Annotated in this window: 18 protein-coding genes; 11 read left to right on the top strand and 7 right to left on the bottom strand. The window is 73.0% G+C overall.

The features are described from left to right. Positions 1–42 precede the first annotated feature (42 nt). Complete coding sequence (locus ACZ7LV_RS38025; protein ID WP_471945938.1) at positions 43–717, top strand: PH domain-containing protein; 675 nt, start codon at positions 43–45, stop codon at positions 715–717. A 660-nt stretch (positions 718–1,377) separates the two neighbouring features. On the opposite strand, the gene ACZ7LV_RS38020 is transcribed toward ACZ7LV_RS38025, so the two are convergent. Next, positions 1,378–1,983 (bottom strand): class I SAM-dependent methyltransferase, encoded by a 606-nt coding sequence (locus ACZ7LV_RS38020; protein WP_471945937.1) that lies wholly within the window; start codon positions 1,981–1,983, stop codon positions 1,378–1,380. Positions 1,984–2,113: 130 nt separating this feature from the next. Here ACZ7LV_RS38020 and ACZ7LV_RS38015 point away from each other — a divergent pair, with 130 nt between their 5' ends. Together ACZ7LV_RS38015 and ACZ7LV_RS38010 are read left to right on the top strand one after the other, a co-directional pair. After that, complete coding sequence (locus tag ACZ7LV_RS38015; RefSeq protein ID WP_471945936.1) at positions 2,114–2,611, top strand: DUF2975 domain-containing protein; 498 nt, start codon at positions 2,114–2,116, stop codon at positions 2,609–2,611. Next, on the top strand, positions 2,611–2,886 hold the full coding sequence (locus ACZ7LV_RS38010) for a helix-turn-helix domain-containing protein (RefSeq protein WP_471945935.1): 276 nt from the start codon (positions 2,611–2,613) through the stop codon (positions 2,884–2,886). The genes ACZ7LV_RS38015 and ACZ7LV_RS38010 overlap by 1 nt, the downstream gene beginning before the upstream one ends. Positions 2,887–2,993: 107 nt before the next feature. Here ACZ7LV_RS38010 and ACZ7LV_RS38005 read toward each other — a convergent pair whose 3' ends face one another. Together ACZ7LV_RS38005 and ACZ7LV_RS38000 are read right to left on the bottom strand one after the other, a co-directional pair. Continuing rightward, positions 2,994–3,395 (bottom strand): hypothetical protein, encoded by a 402-nt coding sequence (locus tag ACZ7LV_RS38005; protein WP_471945934.1) that lies wholly within the window; start codon positions 3,393–3,395, stop codon positions 2,994–2,996. Between the two features lie 115 nt (positions 3,396–3,510). After that, positions 3,511–4,875, bottom strand: coding sequence for an FAD-binding oxidoreductase (locus ACZ7LV_RS38000; protein WP_471945933.1), 1,365 nt, complete (start codon positions 4,873–4,875; stop codon positions 3,511–3,513). A gap of 326 nt (positions 4,876–5,201) precedes the next feature. On the opposite strand from ACZ7LV_RS38000, the gene ACZ7LV_RS37995 reads away from it, so the two are divergent. After that, positions 5,202–5,837, top strand: a complete 636-nt coding sequence (locus tag ACZ7LV_RS37995; protein ID WP_471945932.1) for a uridine kinase family protein — start codon at positions 5,202–5,204, stop codon at positions 5,835–5,837. 173 nt (positions 5,838–6,010) lie between these two features. Here the strand turns inward: ACZ7LV_RS37995 and ACZ7LV_RS37990 are convergent, their stop codons facing one another. Then, positions 6,011–6,754, bottom strand: coding sequence for a SigE family RNA polymerase sigma factor (locus tag ACZ7LV_RS37990; RefSeq protein WP_471945931.1), 744 nt, complete (start codon positions 6,752–6,754; stop codon positions 6,011–6,013). A gap of 240 nt (positions 6,755–6,994) precedes the next feature. Here ACZ7LV_RS37990 and afsQ1 point away from each other — a divergent pair, with 240 nt between their 5' ends. From afsQ1 to ACZ7LV_RS37965, 5 genes are all read left to right on the top strand, one after another. Then, positions 6,995–7,672: a two-component system response regulator AfsQ1 gene (gene afsQ1 / locus ACZ7LV_RS37985; protein WP_365460417.1), complete on the top strand. Its 678-nt coding sequence runs from the start codon at positions 6,995–6,997 to the stop codon at positions 7,670–7,672. Continuing rightward, entirely contained in the window at positions 7,669–9,234 is a 1,566-nt protein-coding gene (locus tag ACZ7LV_RS37980; RefSeq protein WP_471945930.1) for an ATP-binding protein, read from the top strand. The genes afsQ1 and ACZ7LV_RS37980 overlap by 4 nt, the downstream gene beginning before the upstream one ends. A 14-nt stretch (positions 9,235–9,248) precedes the next feature. Continuing rightward, positions 9,249–9,851, top strand: a complete 603-nt coding sequence (locus ACZ7LV_RS37975) for a hypothetical protein (protein ID WP_471945929.1) — start codon at positions 9,249–9,251, stop codon at positions 9,849–9,851. An 81-nt stretch (positions 9,852–9,932) separates the two neighbouring features. Then, positions 9,933–10,535, top strand: a complete 603-nt coding sequence (locus ACZ7LV_RS37970) for a VanZ family protein (protein ID WP_471945928.1) — start codon at positions 9,933–9,935, stop codon at positions 10,533–10,535. Positions 10,536–10,614: 79 nt separating this feature from the next. Continuing rightward, positions 10,615–10,818: a PspC domain-containing protein gene (locus ACZ7LV_RS37965; RefSeq protein WP_471945927.1), complete on the top strand. Its 204-nt coding sequence runs from the start codon at positions 10,615–10,617 to the stop codon at positions 10,816–10,818. Between the two features lie 93 nt (positions 10,819–10,911). On the opposite strand, the gene ACZ7LV_RS37960 is transcribed toward ACZ7LV_RS37965, so the two are convergent. Further along, positions 10,912–11,268: an ATP-binding protein gene (locus tag ACZ7LV_RS37960; RefSeq protein WP_401672411.1), complete on the bottom strand. Its 357-nt coding sequence runs from the start codon at positions 11,266–11,268 to the stop codon at positions 10,912–10,914. A 157-nt stretch (positions 11,269–11,425) separates the two neighbouring features. Further along, complete coding sequence (locus ACZ7LV_RS37955; RefSeq protein ID WP_471945926.1) at positions 11,426–12,583, bottom strand: adenosine deaminase; 1,158 nt, start codon at positions 12,581–12,583, stop codon at positions 11,426–11,428. A 113-nt stretch (positions 12,584–12,696) separates the two neighbouring features. On the opposite strand from ACZ7LV_RS37955, the gene ACZ7LV_RS37950 reads away from it, so the two are divergent. After that, positions 12,697–13,458 (top strand): alpha/beta fold hydrolase, encoded by a 762-nt coding sequence (locus tag ACZ7LV_RS37950; protein ID WP_471945925.1) that lies wholly within the window; start codon positions 12,697–12,699, stop codon positions 13,456–13,458. A 36-nt stretch (positions 13,459–13,494) separates the two neighbouring features. Here ACZ7LV_RS37950 and ACZ7LV_RS37945 read toward each other — a convergent pair whose 3' ends face one another. After that, a complete protein-coding gene (locus ACZ7LV_RS37945; protein WP_401672404.1) occupies positions 13,495–14,448 on the bottom strand; it encodes a LysR family transcriptional regulator in 954 nt (317 codons plus the stop codon). A 63-nt stretch (positions 14,449–14,511) separates the two neighbouring features. Here ACZ7LV_RS37945 and ACZ7LV_RS37940 point away from each other — a divergent pair, with 63 nt between their 5' ends. Next, the gene (locus tag ACZ7LV_RS37940) at positions 14,512–15,798 is read left to right on the top strand and encodes an MFS transporter (RefSeq protein ID WP_471945924.1); all 1,287 of its coding nucleotides are present in this window, start codon (positions 14,512–14,514) and stop codon (positions 15,796–15,798) included. Positions 15,799–16,175 lie beyond the last annotated feature (377 nt).

Here is a 16,175-nt window from a genome sequence, read left to right as displayed (position 1 = left end):
GCGATCGGCGGGGTGGTGGGGGGATGCGGCAGAATCGGAGACATGACGACCCCGGACCAGCAGTCCCCCGCGCCGCAGCCCTCGCGCCCCACGACCCGGGACCGGATCTACCGGTCGCCGATGGCTCTGGTCGGCGGCGTCCTGGTGCTCGGCCTCGCCGGGTGGCTGGGCGTGGACGCGATCATCGCGGGCGAGGGCAGCACACCGTGGCTGGCACTGGCCACGCTCCTCCTCCTGGTGCCGCTGGTCGTCGCCTTCACCGTGCGGCCCGCCGTGTACGCCGGTGAGGACCGGCTGCGGGTGCGCAACCCGTTCCGCCTGATCGTGCTGCCCTGGGGCGAGGTCGCCTCGCTGCGCGCCGGGTACACCAACGAGGTGGTCAGCAAGGCGGGCGACAGGTACCAGCTGTGGGCCATACCCGTCTCCCTGCGCGCCCGCGGCAAGGCCGCCCGCAAGGAGGCGCGGCGCACGGCGCAGGCGTCCGGCGGCGGCAAGGGCCGCGGCCGTGGCCTCGGCGGGCTGTCGGACGTCGACGTCCAGGACGGCCCGGTCCGCGCCGAGAGCGACCAGATCATGCACGACCTGCGCCAGACGCTGGAAGCCCGCGAGAAGGCGAGGTCGGCCCAGGGCGAGGTGACGGTCCGCTGGGCGTACGAACTCATCGCACCGGCGGTGGCCGGAGCGGTGCTGCTCGCGATCCTGCTGGCGATCGGCTAGCCACACCCTTGGCCGGAGACCGGCATCCACGCACGGCGGGCGACCCGCCCCCGCTCAGCAGACCCCGCGGCGCCGCGCCACAGACCCGCACCCCGCCGCCGAAGCCCGGCGCCGACGGAACCCGCGACGGCGAACTCGGCACAGCCACCCTCCGGCGAACCGCTCGCCACACCCCCTGGCCGGAGACCGGCATCCGCGCACGGCAGACGGCCCGCCCCCGCTCAGCAGACCCCGCGGCGCCGCGCCACAGACCCGCACCCCGCCGCCGAAGCCCGGCGCCGACGGAACCCGCGACGGCGGACCCCGGCACAGCCGCCCTCCGGCGAACCGCTCGCCACACCCCCTGGCCGGAGACCGGCATCCGCGCACGGCGGGCGACCCGCCCCCGCTCAGCAGACCCCGCGGCGCCGCGCCACAGATCCGCACCCCGCCGCCGAAGCCCGGCGCCGACGGAACCCGCGGCGACGGACCCGGCACAGCCACCCTCCGGCGAACCGCTCGCCACACCCCCTGGCCGGAGACCGGCATCCGCGCACGGCAGACGGCCCGCCCACGCTCAGCAGAACCCGCGGCACCGCGCCGCAGCCCCGCACCCACGCCCCGCCGCCGAAGCCCGGCTGTCGGCGGGGTCCCCGGCGGCTGACCACGGCGGAGCCGCCCTCAGGTGTTCGGGACCCGCGTCGCGGTCAGCTGGGAGGCTGCCGGGGCCGTGCGGGCCCGGGGGCGCCAGGTCCAGGTGCGTACCGTGTCGAAGCCTGCCGCGTGCACGGCGGCCGCGAGGGCGGACAGGCCGGTGGGGAGCCACCGCTCATGGGCGGACAGCAGGAGCTGCCCGCCGGGGCGCAGCACGCGGTGGAGTTCGGCGAGGGCGGCGGGGACGTCGGGCCAGAGCTGGAGGTTGTTGACGGAGATCACGACGTCGACGGAGGCGTCCGGCTGTCCGGTGCGCGCGGCGGTGCCCGGACTGAGGCGCAACCGCCCCCGCCGGATCAGTGGTGCGCAGCGGCGGCGGGCCATGGCGAGCATGACGTCGGAGGGTTCGATCCCGATGACGTGGGCCGAGCGTTCGGCGGCGGCCGTGAGACCGACGCCGGGCCCTGGGCCGAGGACGAGGACGACGTCCTGCTCGGCGGGCGCGGCGAGGGCCACGGCATGGCGTTCGGTCGCGGCGTTGCCGCGGGCCATGAGATGGCCGCCGAGACGGCCGAGCGGTCCGCTGGGCCGGCCGAAGCAGGTGGCGAGGAGCTGTCGGACGATGCTCTGCACCCCCGCATCGAAACACGGGCCCCTGACCGGCGCATGCGGGGAAGCGGTGTGCGTCGGATCCTTGAAGACGACTTGCCCTACCTATCGAGAATCGATAGATTCTTATCGTGGGTCGAGAGAAGGAGAGACCATGGGGCAGATGACGACGCTCGCCCTGCGCGGCGTGCTAGGGGTGTTGCTGGCCGGGTCCGTGTTCGTGCAGGCCGTGCTGGTGCCGCTGATCGGGGCCGATCTGGAGGAGGGCACCTCGGAGTTGGCGTATCCGCGGGCGGCGTTCCTCGTCGTGCTGGTGCTCGGCGTGGTCACCGTGCAGATCGTCCTCGTCTGTGTGTGGCGGCTGGTGACCATGGTCCGAAGGGGCACCGTGTTCTCGCACGCCGCCTTCCACCACGTGGACGTCGTGCTCTGGGCCATCGCCGCGGCCGCCGTCCTGCTGAGCGCGTTCGGGTACATGCTCGCGCCGGGCGAGGCCGTGGCGCCGGGCGTCGTCCTGCTGGTGGGCGGGGTCGTCGTGGCCGTGCTGGGCGTCGCGCTCATCGTGCTCGTGCTGCGGATGCTGCTCGCGCAGGCGGTCGCCCGGGACGTCGAGGCGGCGCGGCTGGAGGCCGAGTTGCAGGGGGTGATCTAGTGCCGATCGCCGTCGACATCGACGTGATGCTCGCCAGGCGGAAGATGTCCGTGGGCGAACTCGCCGAGCGCGTCGGGATCACTCCGGCCAACCTGGCGGTGCTCAAGAACGGTCGCGCCAAGGCCGTACGGTTCGCCACCCTCGCCGCGCTGTGCGAGGTGCTGGAGTGCCAGCCGGGCGACCTGCTGCGCTGGGAGGCGGAGGAGGGCGCGCCGGACCGCGAACCCGCGGCGACCGGGGCGCGGACCGACGGGGAACACGCCCCCGCGGACTAGGGCCCCTCCGCCGGGGAGCCGGTGGTCGCCGACAGCGATCGGGCACACCAAGGGCCGCGCCCCACCCGGGGAACGCGGCCCTTCGTCGTACGGCGACCCCTGACGACTCAGGTCAGCAGCCTCGTCGCCAGCCCCACCACCGGCACCGCGTCGAACGACTCGGCCTGCGCCAAGGGACCCGTCACGGTCTTGGACGTCATGGGCTTGAAGTCGGCGAGCTGGGTGCCGACGCCGTTGTCGAGCGGGTCGACACCGGTACCGGCGAGGGGGTTGGGCTTGAGGCCCGCGACGGGACCCGCCACATAGCGGACCGAGCCGGTGAGGGCCGCGGCACCGGCCTCGGGGTCGAAGTTGCCCAGGGAGGTGGGGCGGGTGTGCACCATGCCCAGGACCGACTCGGTGTCCGCCGCGGCCGGCGCCACGGACGCGCCCAGGGCCGCTCCCGCCGTCGCGAGCACGGCGAGGGCGTGCCGGGTGGTGGGCCTGTAGGAGGAGTCGTTTCGAGCCATGGTTGGTGCCACCTCTTGATCGCACTGAGTAAGCAGTTCGCCACCGAGGGTAGTTGAGAAGCCTTGTGCGCTTCAATCAGCGACCCACGAGCAAGGAAGTTCGGGACCCCCGGGCCTACCCCTCGCGCGGCAGCACCGCCCCCGGATTCAGCACACCCGTCGGATCCAGTGCCGCCTTCAGCGACCGCATCACGGCGATCTCCGCCGGCGACCTGCTCAGGTGCAGATAGCGGGCCTTGGCCCGGCCCACCCCGTGCTCCGCGCTGATGCTGCCGCCCACGGCCGCCACCCGCCCGAGCACCGCGCCGGTCACCGCGTCCTCGTCCTCGTCCGCCACGTCCAGCAGGTTGACGTGCAGGTTCCCCTCCGCCAAGTGCCCGAAGAGATACGGCCGCCCGCGCCCCGCCAGCACCCCGGGCAGATCGGCGACGAAGCCGGGCACCTCGGCCGACGGCACCGTCACGTCCAGCTTCAGCGGTACGCCTGCCGCGTTGATCGACTCGGTGTGCCGCTCCCGGTAGGCGGCCAGCCGCCGCCGGTCGGCGTCGCCCGTCGCGACCGCCGTCTCCGCGGGTCCCGCCTCGTCCAGCACGCCCGCCAACTCCTCGGCCGGATCGCGCCGCCCGGCGCACTCCACGAGCAGATACACCGGGTACGCGGTACGGAACGGCGCCGGCAGCCCGCTCTTCTCCAGCACCAGCGCCAGTCCCTCGGCCATGAAGAACTCGGCCAGTTCCAGCGACTCCAGCACCCGCAACCGCGCCACCAGGGCCAGCGCCGCCTCCAGCGAGTCGAGCCCCACGAGCGCGCTCACCCGCTCGGGCAGCCGTGGCACCAGGCGCAGCCGGGCCCGCGTCACCACGGCCAACGTCCCCTCGCTGCCGACCAGCAGGCCGGTCAGGTCGTACCCCGCGTTGTCCTTGGGCAGGCCGGCCAGCCGGTCCAGCACGGTCCCGTCCGCCAGCACGGCCTCCAGCCCGGCCACGTTGGCGCGGGTGGTGCCGTGGCGTACGACCCGCTCGCCGCCCGCGTTGGTCGCGATCATCCCGCCGAGCGTCGCGGAGTCTCGGGCGGCGAGGTCGACGCCGAACTCCAGCCCGTGGGCGGCGACATGACGGCGCAGGTCCGACAGCACCACCCCGGCGCCCACCGTCACGCGGCTAACGGCCGGGTCGACCTCCCCGATGCCGTCCAGCCGGCGCAGCGACAGCACGACCTCGCCGCCGTCCGGCGACGGCACCGATCCGCCGACGAGCCCGGTGTTGCCGCCCTGCGGCACGACCGGCACGCCGCCCGCCCGACACCGCCGCAGCACCTCGGCCACCTGCGCGGTGTCGGCGGGCCGCACCACGAGGCGGGCCCGGCCCCGGTAGCGGCCGGTGAAGTCGGTCTCGTACGAGGCGCGCAGGGCCGGGTCGGCGAGCACATGGGCCGGTCCGACCACGGCGGACAACTGCTGGGCGAGACGATCGGTATCCACGGGGCCGCCACTCCTCGTCGTACGGCGTACGTCGGACGCGCGGGCGGGGCGGCGCACCCGCCCGCCGACCTCGCATCCTACGAAGCGAACGCTCCGGACGGGGGCTCCACGCCCGGCGTCCGCGCGTACGGCACGAAACGTCCGCCCGGCCACGGCAGGATCAGAACGGCCCCGCCCCCGCACCCGCCGCGGCACCGGACACCGATCCGGTCGCCTCCTGACGCCCGCTCCCGGGGGCGGGGCGGCGGCAGGGATAATGACGGGATGCGCGCGGGCGGGTCCCCACCCGCGCCGGCCCCGAGACCGCCGGTGAGAAGGACGACACATTGGGTTCCCATCCGCCCATACCCACCAGGGTCGTGCTGCTGTGCGGCCCGTCCGGCTCCGGCAAGTCGCTCCTCTCCGCCCGGTCCGGCCTGCCGGTGCTGCGGCTCGACGACTTCTACAAGGAGGGCGCCGACCCGACCCTGCCGCAGGTCGCCGGGAGTTCCGACATCGACTGGGACCACCCCGCCTCGTGGGACGCGGAGGCCGCCGTCGCCGCGATCCAGGACCTGTGCCGCTCGGGCCGGACGGACATCCCCGTCTACGACATCTCGCTCAGCGCCCGCACCGGCGCCGAGACCCTCGACATCGGGCGGACCCCGCTGTTCATCGCGGAGGGCATCTTCGCCGCCGAGGTCGTCACCCGCTGCCGTGAACTGGGCCTGCTGGCCGACGCCCTGTGCCTGAGCCGCGGCCCGGTGCGCACCTTCCGACGCCGCTTCGTGCGCGACCTGAAGGAGGGGCGCAAGTCGGTCCCGTTCCTGCTGCGCCGCGGCTGGCGCCTGATGCGCGCGGAGCGATCCATCGTCGCCCGGCAGACCGCGCTCGGGGCGTACGCCTGCGACCGGGACGAGGCGATGGGCCGCCTGGCCGCCGCCGCGGCCGGCCGCTGCACCACGGCCCGTACGGCCGCGTAGCCTCCCGGCACAGGGCCCCGACACACGAAGGCGGGACTGGACGGACCCCCCGGCCCTCCAGCCCCGCTCCCCCGTGTTCCCCCGTACCTCCCCCGATTTCCCCCGTCCTGCTTCCCCCGTGCTCCCCCCCCGTGGGCCCCGTACTCCCCCGTACTCCCCCCGGGGCCCTGCCTTCAGGCGACGAGCTCCCCGAAGGCGTGCTGCTCGTCACGGCCGAAGCTGAGGACCTCGTCCTCGCGCAGCCGGCGCAGCGAGCGCCAGATGCTGGACTTCACCGTGCCGACACTGATGTCGAGGATCTCCGCGATCTCCGGGTCCGTGCGGCCCTCGTAGTAGCGCAGGACCAGCATGGTGCGCTGGAGTTCGGGCAGCCGGGCCAGCGCCTGCCACAGGACCGCGCGCAGCTCGGTGCCGCGCATCGCGTCCGTGTCACCGGCCGTCTCCGGCAGTTCCTCGGTCGGGTACTCGTTGAGCTTGCGGCGCCGCCAGGCGCTGATGTGCAGGTTGGTCATGGTGCGGCGGAGGTATCCGCCGACCGCCGCCTTGTCACTGATGCGCTCCCATGCCCGGTAGGTCGAGAACAGCGCGCTCTGCAGCAGGTCCTCGGCCTCGAAGCGGTCCCCGGTCAGGTGGTAGGCGGTCGCGTACAGGGAGGCGCGGCGTTCCTGCACGTAGGCGGTGAACTCCGCCTCGGTCAGCGAACGACGTTCCCCCGGCTCCTCCCCGTACGCGGCTCCCCCGTGCGGTTCCCCCGTGAAACCGTCCACCACCGTCATGTAGGCGGTGTGCTGACGCCCGGTGCCGCGAGCGCACCCCCGCCCGCTCACAGCACCGGACTTCTCTGCCCCCCGGCCCGATTGCACGTCGTGCAGACGCGTGACCACTGCGCTGGTGCTGGTGCCGTGCAGCGTGTTCATCTCGCGCCCCCCGTCGTGTACTTGCCGGTGTTCGGCCCTGCTCGTCCTGCTTCCTTGCCTGTGCCGAAAAGCTTGCCGAGCCGACATCATCGCCGTGTCCCCCGACTGTCACAGACGTGTCACAGGGGCCGGCCCGCGTGTCCTTCGCGCGACACCCGGCACCGTCACGGAGGAGAACGGTACGGCTACGCAGGCGCCCGAGTGTCGAAACGCCGGCCCACCATGGGCCAGAATGAGCCCGTGCCTTCCCTGTTGCTGATCGAGGACGACGACGCCATCCGCACGGCCCTGGAGCTCTCACTGACGCGCCAGGGACACCGCGTGGCGACCGCTGCCAGTGGTGAGGACGGTCTGAAGCTGCTGCGTGAGCAGCGGCCGGATCTGATCGTGCTGGATGTGATGCTGCCCGGCATCGACGGGTTCGAGGTGTGCCGGCGCATCCGGCGCACCGACCAGCTGCCGATCATCCTGCTGACCGCCCGCAGCGACGACATCGACGTGGTCGTCGGGCTGGAGTCCGGTGCCGACGACTACGTCGTCAAGCCGGTGCAGGGCCGGGTGCTGGACGCGCGCATCCGTGCCGTGCTGCGGCGCGGCGAGCGGGAGGCGAACGACGCGGCGGCCTTCGGCAGCCTCGTGATCGACCGCGCCGCGATGACCGTCACGAAGAACGGCGAGGACCTCCAGCTGACCCCGACCGAGCTGCGGCTGCTGCTCGAACTGAGCCGGCGGCCCGGTCAGGCGCTGTCCCGGCAGCAGTTGCTGCGGCTGGTGTGGGAGCACGACTACCTCGGCGACTCCCGGCTCGTGGACGCCTGCGTGCAGCGGCTGCGCGCCAAGGTCGAGGACGTGCCGTCCTCGCCGACCCTGATCCGTACCGTGCGGGGTGTCGGCTACCGGCTGGATCCGCCTCAGTGACCGACGCGCACAAGGGTCTGCGCGGCTGGGCCGCGACGCGCAAGGGAGCTCTGTCGACGCTGCGCTTCACCAGTCTGCGGCTGCGGCTGGTCGTCGTGTTCGGGCTGGTGGCGCTGACGGCCGCGGTGTCCGCGTCCGGGATCGCGTACTGGCTCAACCGCGAGGCCGTGCTCACCCGCACCCAGGACGCGGTGCTGCGCGACTTCGAGCAGGAGATGCAGAACCGCGCCGGCGCCCTGCCCGCCCACCCCAGCCAGGACGAACTCCAGCGCACCGCCGGTCAGATGGCCAGCAGCAGTCAGCGCTTCAGCGTGCTGCTCGTCGCCGAGGACGAGGCCGGCCGTCCGGTCTACGGCAGTTCCGGCGGCCTGAACGACGGCTTCGCGCTGGCCGACGTACCGAAGTCGCTGCGCACGGCGGTGAACAAGGAACAGCCGCTCACCGCGCACAACAAGTCGCCGTACCACCTGTACTGGCAGCGGATCGTCGACGGCGGCACGCCCTATCTGGTGGCCGGCACCCGGGTGATCGGCGGTGGGCCGACCGGCTACATGGTCAAGTCGCTGGAGCCGGAGGCGAAGGACCTCAACTCGCTGGCCTGGTCGCTCGGCATCGCCACCGGCCTCGCGCTGATCGGCTCGGCACTGCTCGCGCAGGCCGCCGCCACGACCGTGCTGAAGCCCGTGCACCGGCTCGGCGTCGCCGCGCTGCGGCTCGGGGAGGGCAAGCTGGACACCCGTCTCAGGGTCTCGGGGACCGATGAACTGGCCGATCTCTCACGGACGTTCAACAAGGCCGCCGAGGCGCTGGAGAAGCGCGTGGCGGACATGGCCGCGCGGGACAACGCCTCCCGGCGGTTCGTGGCGGACATGAGCCACGAGCTGCGCACGCCGCTCACCGCGATCACCGCCGTGACGGAGGTGCTGGAGGAGGAGCTGGAGTCCGAGAGCGGCAGCCTCGACCCGATGATCGAGCCCGCGGTACGGCTGGTGGTGAGCGAGACCCGCCGGCTGAACGACCTGGTCGAGAACCTGATGGAGGTCACCCGCTTCGACGCGGGCACCGCCCGGCTGGTCCTCGACGACGTCGACGTCGCCGACCAGATCACCGCGTGCATCGACGCCCGCGCCTGGCTGGACGCGGTCGAGCTGGACGCGGCGCGGGGCATCCACGCCCGCCTGGATCCGCGCCGACTGGACGTCATACTCGCCAACCTCATCGGCAACGCGCTCAAGCACGGCGGTTCGCCGGTGCGGGTGGCCGTGCGCGAGGAGGACAGCGAGGTCGTCATCCAGGTCCGCGACCACGGGCCCGGCATCCCGGCGGACGTCCTGCCGCACGTCTTCGACCGCTTCTACAAGGCCAGCGCATCCCGTCCCCGCTCCGAGGGCAGCGGCCTCGGCCTGTCCATCGCCCTGGAGAACGCCCACATCCACGGCGGTGACATCACCGCCGCCAACTCGCCCGAAGGCGGTGCGGTGTTCACGCTCAGGCTGCCACGGGACGGGTCGGACGTGGTGCGGGCGGCGGAGGAGAAGCGCTCGGAGAAGGACGACACGTGAGGAAGGGGGGACGCGTGCGCAACGCTCGTCTCCTGGTCGTGCCCGTGTTCGCCGCGCTGCTCGCCGGCTGCGGCATCAGGGCCACCGAGGTGCCGACGGACTTCGGCGCGGCGCCCTCGCGGGCGCACTGTTCGCTCGCCGGTGCGGACCTCGCCACGCGGTCCTCGGCGGGGATGCCGGTGCGGGTGTTCCTGCTCTGCGGCTCGTCGCTGCTGACGGTGGACCGTGCCGTGCGGGTCCCCGAGGGCGCGGAGGACTCCGCGCGCCGGGTGCTGGTCGCACAGGGCCTGCTGGACGAACTCGCGAGGACGCCGCCGGCGGCGGAGAAGCAGGCCGGCTACTCGACGGACGTACGCGCGGGTACGACGGTCGGCGGGCCCGGCCCGCGGGATCCGGAGGACACCTTGCGGCTGTCCGTCGCCCCCGACGACCTCACCTCCTACGCGCTCGCGCAGATCGTCTGCACGTTCTCCGACTCGGCCGCGGCCGAGGGGGACGGCTCGGTGATCCTCGGCGGCCCCGGTACCGCGCCGCCCCGCCGCTACGAGTGCACGGACGACCTGCGCGCCCGTCCGGGCGAGGTGGATCCGCCGTCGGCGCAGGTCACGGGCGGTTGACCCCGGGTGTGGCGCATGCCTCACCCGGGCAGGGGGTCCCGGCCCGGAACCGATCGCGCCGAAGGCCGCGTCTTGGGGGGCGTGCAGCGTCAAGGCTCCAGGGGCGGCAGCGCCGCGATCCACATGCGCGTGACGGGGGGTGTCCTCCTCGCCGCGCACCTCGCCCTCGTCGCCTGGTACACGCTGCGTCCGCTGGACGTGCCCTGGGTGATGCCCGCCAATCTGCGTCCGCTCGCCGGTATCCGCGCCGATCTCGCGCTGGGCTGGCCCGCGGCGGCGCGCGGCATCGGGGGCGCGCTGGCGCTGCTCGCGCCGCTGGGTGTGCTGCTGCCCCTGGCCGGGGGCCGGGTGCGGGTCTCGCCACTGGGCTCGCTGTTGCGCACGGTCACCGCCGGGGCACTGATCTCGCTCGGCATAGAGCTGCTCCAGACCGGGGTGCCGGGCCAGGTCGTCGACGTGGACTCCGTGCTGCTGAACACCGCGGGCGTCGCCCTCGCCCATGTCGCCCTCGTCCCGGCGGGCCGTTCCTGGCTGCGCCGCAGGGCTCACGACCGGCACCGGGCGACCCCGCCGGCCCCGCCCCGGGAAGAGCCCAGGGAGCAGGCGTCTCAGGGTCGTACCCCGACGATTCCCAGGGTCGGTATCGCCCCATGGAGCGACGCTTTGCCCCCTTCGTCACCGTAGCGTTGTGGTCAGACGGGGCAGGCGGAAGAAGCCCCGGGAAGACGCACCGCGAACGAGCCGTGACGACGAAGGAGTCCTGATGAGCCGCCTTGCCCGCCCCACCAGTGGTCGGATGATCGGCGGAGTGTGCGCAGCGCTGGCACGGCGCTTCGGCACCTCCGCGACCACGATGCGGGTGATCTTTCTGATTTCCTGCTTGCTGCCCGGCCCCCAGTTCCTGCTCTACCTCGCGCTGTGGATCCTGCTGCCCACGGACGGCAAGGACGCCCGCACCGCCTGGTGACAGCCACCTGATCTGCCCTCCCTCAGGGGCACGTGTCGATGGGGCGCAACCCTTATTAGGGTGCGCCCCATCGGCACGTCCGAGCGGAGCGGCTCAGCCCAGCGGGATGCCGTTCACCGGGGTGCCGTGGGTGGGCAGACCCTGCACCGGCAGGCCGCCGAGCAGCTTCGCGGCGGGGCCGGTGGGACCCTCGGCCAGCACCGACTCGGCGGCCGGCTGGGCCGCCGCCAGCCCGACGCCGAGCGCGGTCTGCCCCTGGGCGAGCGCCGCGGAGGACCCGGGCACCGCCTGGTTGAGGTTCTCCGCCGGCAGCGTCCTCGCGACCGTGTCCAGCGCCTGGCCCGCGTCGGGCAGGGTGGCCGGGGCGGCGTGGGCGGCGCCCGCACCGGCGGCGGCGAAGGCGGCACCGAGGGCGGCGACACCGAGGGTCTTGGCAGCAGACTGCTTCATGGTGAATTGCGTCCTTGACTGGCTTGAAAATGGGATAAGCGGGATGACGGATCAGGGGGGCGTCCAAGAACGTAAACACCCCGGGGTACCTGCCGCAAACATCGAAATGCGGACGGAATGTGAACGCCCGCCCGCGTTCCCGCTTCCCCGCCGAGCCCTAGGAAGCCGTGGAGTCCCTGGTGGAAGCGGTCTGCTGGAACAGCCATTCGGACTTCAGCTCGGCATACCCGGGCTTGATCACGTCATTGATCATGGCCAGTCGTTCATCGAAAGGAATGAATGCTGACTTCATAGCATTGACCGAGAACCACTGCATGTCGTCGAGCGTGTAACCGAATGCGTCGACAAGGTGCTCGAATTCCCGGCTCATGCTGGTGTGCGACATCAGCCGGTTGTCCGTGTTCACGGTGGCCCGGAAGTGCAGCCGCCGCAGCAGGCCGATCGGATGCTCGGCGTACGAGGAGGCGGCGCCGGTCTGGAGGTTGGAGCTCGGGCAGAGCTCCAACGGGATGCGCTTGTCCCGGACGTAGGAGGCGAGCCTGCCGAGCCGCACGGTGCCGTCCTCGGCGACCTCGATGTCGTCGATGATCCGCACCCCGTGCCCGAGCCGGTCGGCGCCGCACCACTGCAGGGCCTGCCAGATGGACGGCAGCCCGAAGGCCTCGCCGGCATGGATGGTGAAGTGGTTGTTCTCGCGCTTGAGGTACTCGAACGCGTCCAGGTGCCGGGTGGGCGGGTAGCCGGCCTCGGCGCCCGCGATGTCGAAGCCGACGACGCCCATGTCCCGGTAGCGGTTGGCCAGTTCGGCGATCTCCAGGGCGCGGGCCGCGTGCCGCATCGCGGTCAGCAGCGCGCCCACGCGGATACGGTGACCGCTCTCCCGGGCGATCCGCTCCCCTTCCCGGAAGCCCTCGTTGACGGCCTCGACGACCTCTTCGAGGGTGAGCCCGCCCTCCAGGTGCTGCTCGGGGGCGTAGCGCACCTCGGCGTAGACGACCCCGTCCTGCGCGAGGTCCTCCGCGCACTCGGCGGCGACCCGGACCAGGGCCTCACGGGTCTGCATGACGCCGACCGTGTGCGAAAAGGTCTCCAGATACCGCTCCAGCGACCCGGAGTCGGCGGCCTCACGGAACCACAGGCCGAGCTTGCCGGGGTCCGTGTCGGGGAGTGCGGAGTAGCCGCTGTCGCGGGCGAGGTCGACGACGGTACCGGGACGCAGCCCCCCGTCGAGGTGGTCGTGCAGCAGAACCTTGGGTGCCCGGCGGATCTGGTCCGGGCTCGGGGTGTGTCCCATCCGGTCAGTCTGGCTCGTCATTTTCGCACTCTAACTCCTACGCGCGTAGATCGCCGGGTGTACGTTTCCGTCGATACGTAACGGTGACCGTGCGGACGGGTGGCGTACACCGGCGCTTCTGACACTGTTCTGTCATGGCACAGCAAGCGACGCCGGTTCGCACGGCCCGGCTGGGACGGGCGTTCGGTCCGGAACCGACGGCGGTGAGCGCAGTGGTGCTGCTGCTCCCCGGCGGTGAGGCGAGCTCCGCCCGCAGGCCCTCCCCCCTGCTCGCGTCCGCGTCCGTACGGGGGTTGGGGCGCAGGCTGGCACGTGCGGGACGGGCCGAGGGGCTGGCCGCGCACGTGGTGCACTACCGCTACCGGGGGTGGAACGGCAGCGACGCGCATCTGGCCCGGGACGCCTCCTGGGCCGCCGACGAGGCGGTCCGGCGCTACGGCGACGTCCCGGTCTGCCTGGCCGGGATCGACATGGGCGGGCGGGCGGCGCTGCACGCGGGCGGCCACGAGGCCGTCAACTCCGTGCTGTCCCTTGCTCCCTGGCTGCCGGAGGACGATGTGGCGGCCTCACCCGAACCGGTGAAGCAGCTGGTGGGGCGGCGGGTGCTGATCGTGCACGGCACCAACGACCAGCGCACCGATCCCGAGCTGTCGTTCCGGTACGCGGCGCGGGCGAAGAAGGCCAACCGGGACGTGTGCCGGTTCGAAGTGCACGCGGACCGGCACGGGTTGCACCAGTACCGCGACGAAGTGCTCGCCCTGGCCGAGGACTTCGTGATGGGGGTGCTCTTCGGGCGGGGTTTCTCGCGGCCGGTGGAGGACGCGCTGGCCGCGCCGCCGCCGATCGGTCTGCGGATGCCGCTGGCCGCGGGGTTCGGGCGGTCCCTGCGTCGATGAGGTGGTGTCGCCGCGGCCCCCGGCGTCGCGTCCCCGTCAGGTCGGGAGCAGGTTGCCTCTTCTGGAGAGGAGGAACTTCTTGAAGGCCGCCACCGGGGGTGTGTCCGGGTGGCCCTCCAGCCAGGCCACGCCGATCTCGCGGGCCGCGCGCGGTGCCGTGACCGTCAGCTCGACCACGCCCGGCCGGGCCACCGCCGGGGGCGGCAGGAGCGCCACGCCCAGGCCGGCGGCCACCAGGCCGCGCAGGGTCTCCGCCTCCTCGCCCTCGAAGGCGACCCGCGGCTTGAAGCCGGCCTCCCGGCAGAGGTCGTCGGTGATGCGGCGCAGGCCGTAGCCCGGTTCCAGGGTGACGAAGTTCTCCTCCGCCGCCTCGGCGAGGCGGATGCGCCGGCGGGTGGCCAGGCGGTGCTCGGCCGGGACGACGAGGCGGAGCTTCTGCTCGTCGAGCCGGCGGGCCACCAGGTCGGGGGCGTCGGGGACCGGCGAGGTCAGGCAGAGGTCCAGTTCACCCGTGCGCAGGCGTTCGAGCATGGCCTCGCCGTAGTTCTGGACGAGGCTGAAACGGACCCGGGGGTGGTCCGCGCGGAAGGCGTGCAGCAGGCCGGGGACGGTCTCGGCGCCCATGGTGTGCAGGAAGCCGAACGCGACCTTTCCGGTGGTGGCGTCGGCGTCGGCGCGCACCTCGTCGGCGGCGCGCTCGATCTCGGCGAGGGCGCGGTCCACGGAGGCGAGGAACGTGCGGCCCGCGGCGGTCAGGGAGACCGTGCGGCCGCGGCGGGCGAACAGGTCGACGCCGAGGTCCTGTTCGAGGCGGACCATGGCGCGGGAGAGGGTGGACTGGGGGACGTTCATCTCCTGGGCGGCCCGGGTGACGTGCTCGGTGCGGGCGACGCCGGCGAAGTGCGCGAGGCGCGGGGCGAGGAGTGTGACGATGTCTTCTGTGTCACTGCTTGGTGACAGCCGCGGCCGTGAGCTCTGTTGATGCACCATGGGAACGATTATGACGATTCCATGCATTGGACGGATGAGCGGGAGCGTACGTAGCTTCGAAGCATGACTCCCGCCAGTACCGGGGCGTCCACCGTCGTGGACGCCGCCCCTTCCGCTCCTACCGCTCCTTCCGCTCCTTCCGCCGACTCTCGCATGGTCCCGGGCGGGCCCGACTACCGCCGGATGAGTCTCGCCCTCTTTCTCGCGGGAGTGGCGACCTTCGCGTTGCTGTACTCCACCCAGGCTCTGCTCCCCCTCATCTCGGGGGACCTCGGGGTGAGCGCGAGCGAGGCGAGCTGGACCGTGGCGGCGGCGACGGGTGGTCTGGCGCTGTTCGTGATCCCGATGAGCGCGCTGTCCGAGCGGTTCGGACGCCGCACGGTCATGACGCTGTCGCTGGCGGTCGCGGTGGGCGTGGCGCTGCTGGTGCCGTTCGCCGGGTCGCTGACCACGCTGGTGGCGTTGCGGGCGGTGCAGGGGGCCGCGCTGGCGGGGGTGCCGGCGGTGGCGACGGCCTATCTGGCGGAGGAGGTCCGGCCGAAGGCGCTGGTCACGGCGATCGGGCTGTTCGTCGCGGGCAACAGCGTCGGGGGGATGAGCGGGCGGGTCATCACCGGGTGGGTCGCGCAGGAGTGGGGCTGGCGGGTGGCCGTCGCTGCGCTCGGGGTGCTGGCGGTGGGGTGCGCGGTGGCGTTCCGGGTGCTGCTGCCGGCGCCGCGGCACTTCTCGGCGGCGTCGGTGCGGCCGCGGGTGCTGGTGGGGACGGTGCGTGAGCATCTGGGCAATCCGCTGCTGCGGCGGCTGTACGCGATCGGCGCGCTGTTCATGACGGTGTTCGGCGGGGTGTACACGGTGATCGGGTACCGGCTGAGTGAGGCGCCGTTCGGGCTGCCGCAGGGTGTGGTCGGCTCGATCTTCCTGGTCTACCTGGTGGGGACGGTCTCGGCGTCCACGGCGGGTCGGATGGTGGGGCGGCTCGGGCGCAGGGGGGCGCTGTATCTGGGCGGTGGTACCACCGCGGCGGGGCTGGTGCTGTCCTTGGCGGACTCGCTGGTGCTGGTGCTGCTGGGGCTGGTGCTGATCACGGCGGGCTTCTTCACGGGGCACGCGGTGGCGTCGTCGGCGGTCAGCAAGACGGCGACGCACGGGCGGGCACAGGCGTCCGCGCTGTACCAGTCGGCGTACTACGTCGGTTCCAGCGCGGGGAGCACGCTGGGGGCGATGGCCTTTCACGCGGGGGGCTGGAGCGGCACCGTGTGCGTGGGGCTGCTGGCGGTGCTGGGGGTTGTGGGGATCACGCTGCTGGGGTCACGGGCGGCTCGGGTGGCTGCGACGCGGGTGGCCGCGTAGCGCGTTCGGTGCGATGCCTGCGGCGCCTGTGGCTCTCCGGTGGGGGTTGATGGCGCGCGGCGGGTGCTTGTCTCGTCGGGGGCGGGTCGGGGGGTGTCCGTCCTCGGAACGGCGCGGAATCGGTCTCTCACCGACGCACCCGGGTTGACGCGCCAACCGCTGCGGGCGGACACCCCCCGACCCACCCCCTTCCCGCCGCGGGCGACTGCGGCGCCATGCGACTGACGCCGCAGAAAACCGGTCCCCCCCGCGCCGCGGGCGGGCGCGGCGCCATGCGACTGACGCCGCAGAAAGCCGATGCCTTCGCGCCGCGGGCGGGTGCCGCGCCATGCGACTGACGCCGCAGAAAGCCGATGCCTTCGCGCCGCGGGCGGGTG

The sequence above is a fragment of the Streptomyces sp. NPDC107562 genome (assembly GCF_055657325.1).
Note: the sequence above shows the minus strand (reverse complement) of the source record. Positions and strands in the feature narration are given on the sequence as shown.

Excerpts from the sequence above, each read along its gene's own strand:
- ACZ7LV_RS37945 (WP_401672404.1), bottom strand. The coding sequence starts at position 14,448 with ATGGTGCATCAACAGAGCTCACGGCCGCGGCTGTCACCAAGCAGTGAC.
- ACZ7LV_RS37965 (WP_471945927.1), top strand. The coding sequence starts at position 10,615 with ATGAGCCGCCTTGCCCGCCCCACCAGTGGTCGGATGATCGGCGGAGTG.
- ACZ7LV_RS37940 (WP_471945924.1), top strand. The coding sequence starts at position 14,512 with ATGACTCCCGCCAGTACCGGGGCGTCCACCGTCGTGGACGCCGCCCCT.
- ACZ7LV_RS37960 (WP_401672411.1), bottom strand. The coding sequence starts at position 11,268 with ATGAAGCAGTCTGCTGCCAAGACCCTCGGTGTCGCCGCCCTCGGTGCC.
- ACZ7LV_RS38025 (WP_471945938.1), top strand. The coding sequence starts at position 43 with ATGACGACCCCGGACCAGCAGTCCCCCGCGCCGCAGCCCTCGCGCCCC.
- ACZ7LV_RS37950 (WP_471945925.1), top strand. The coding sequence starts at position 12,697 with ATGGCACAGCAAGCGACGCCGGTTCGCACGGCCCGGCTGGGACGGGCG.
- ACZ7LV_RS38005 (WP_471945934.1), bottom strand. The coding sequence starts at position 3,395 with ATGGCTCGAAACGACTCCTCCTACAGGCCCACCACCCGGCACGCCCTC.
- ACZ7LV_RS37990 (WP_471945931.1), bottom strand. The coding sequence starts at position 6,754 with ATGAACACGCTGCACGGCACCAGCACCAGCGCAGTGGTCACGCGTCTG.
- ACZ7LV_RS37955 (WP_471945926.1), bottom strand. The coding sequence starts at position 12,583 with ATGACGAGCCAGACTGACCGGATGGGACACACCCCGAGCCCGGACCAG.
- ACZ7LV_RS38015 (WP_471945936.1), top strand. The coding sequence starts at position 2,114 with ATGGGGCAGATGACGACGCTCGCCCTGCGCGGCGTGCTAGGGGTGTTG.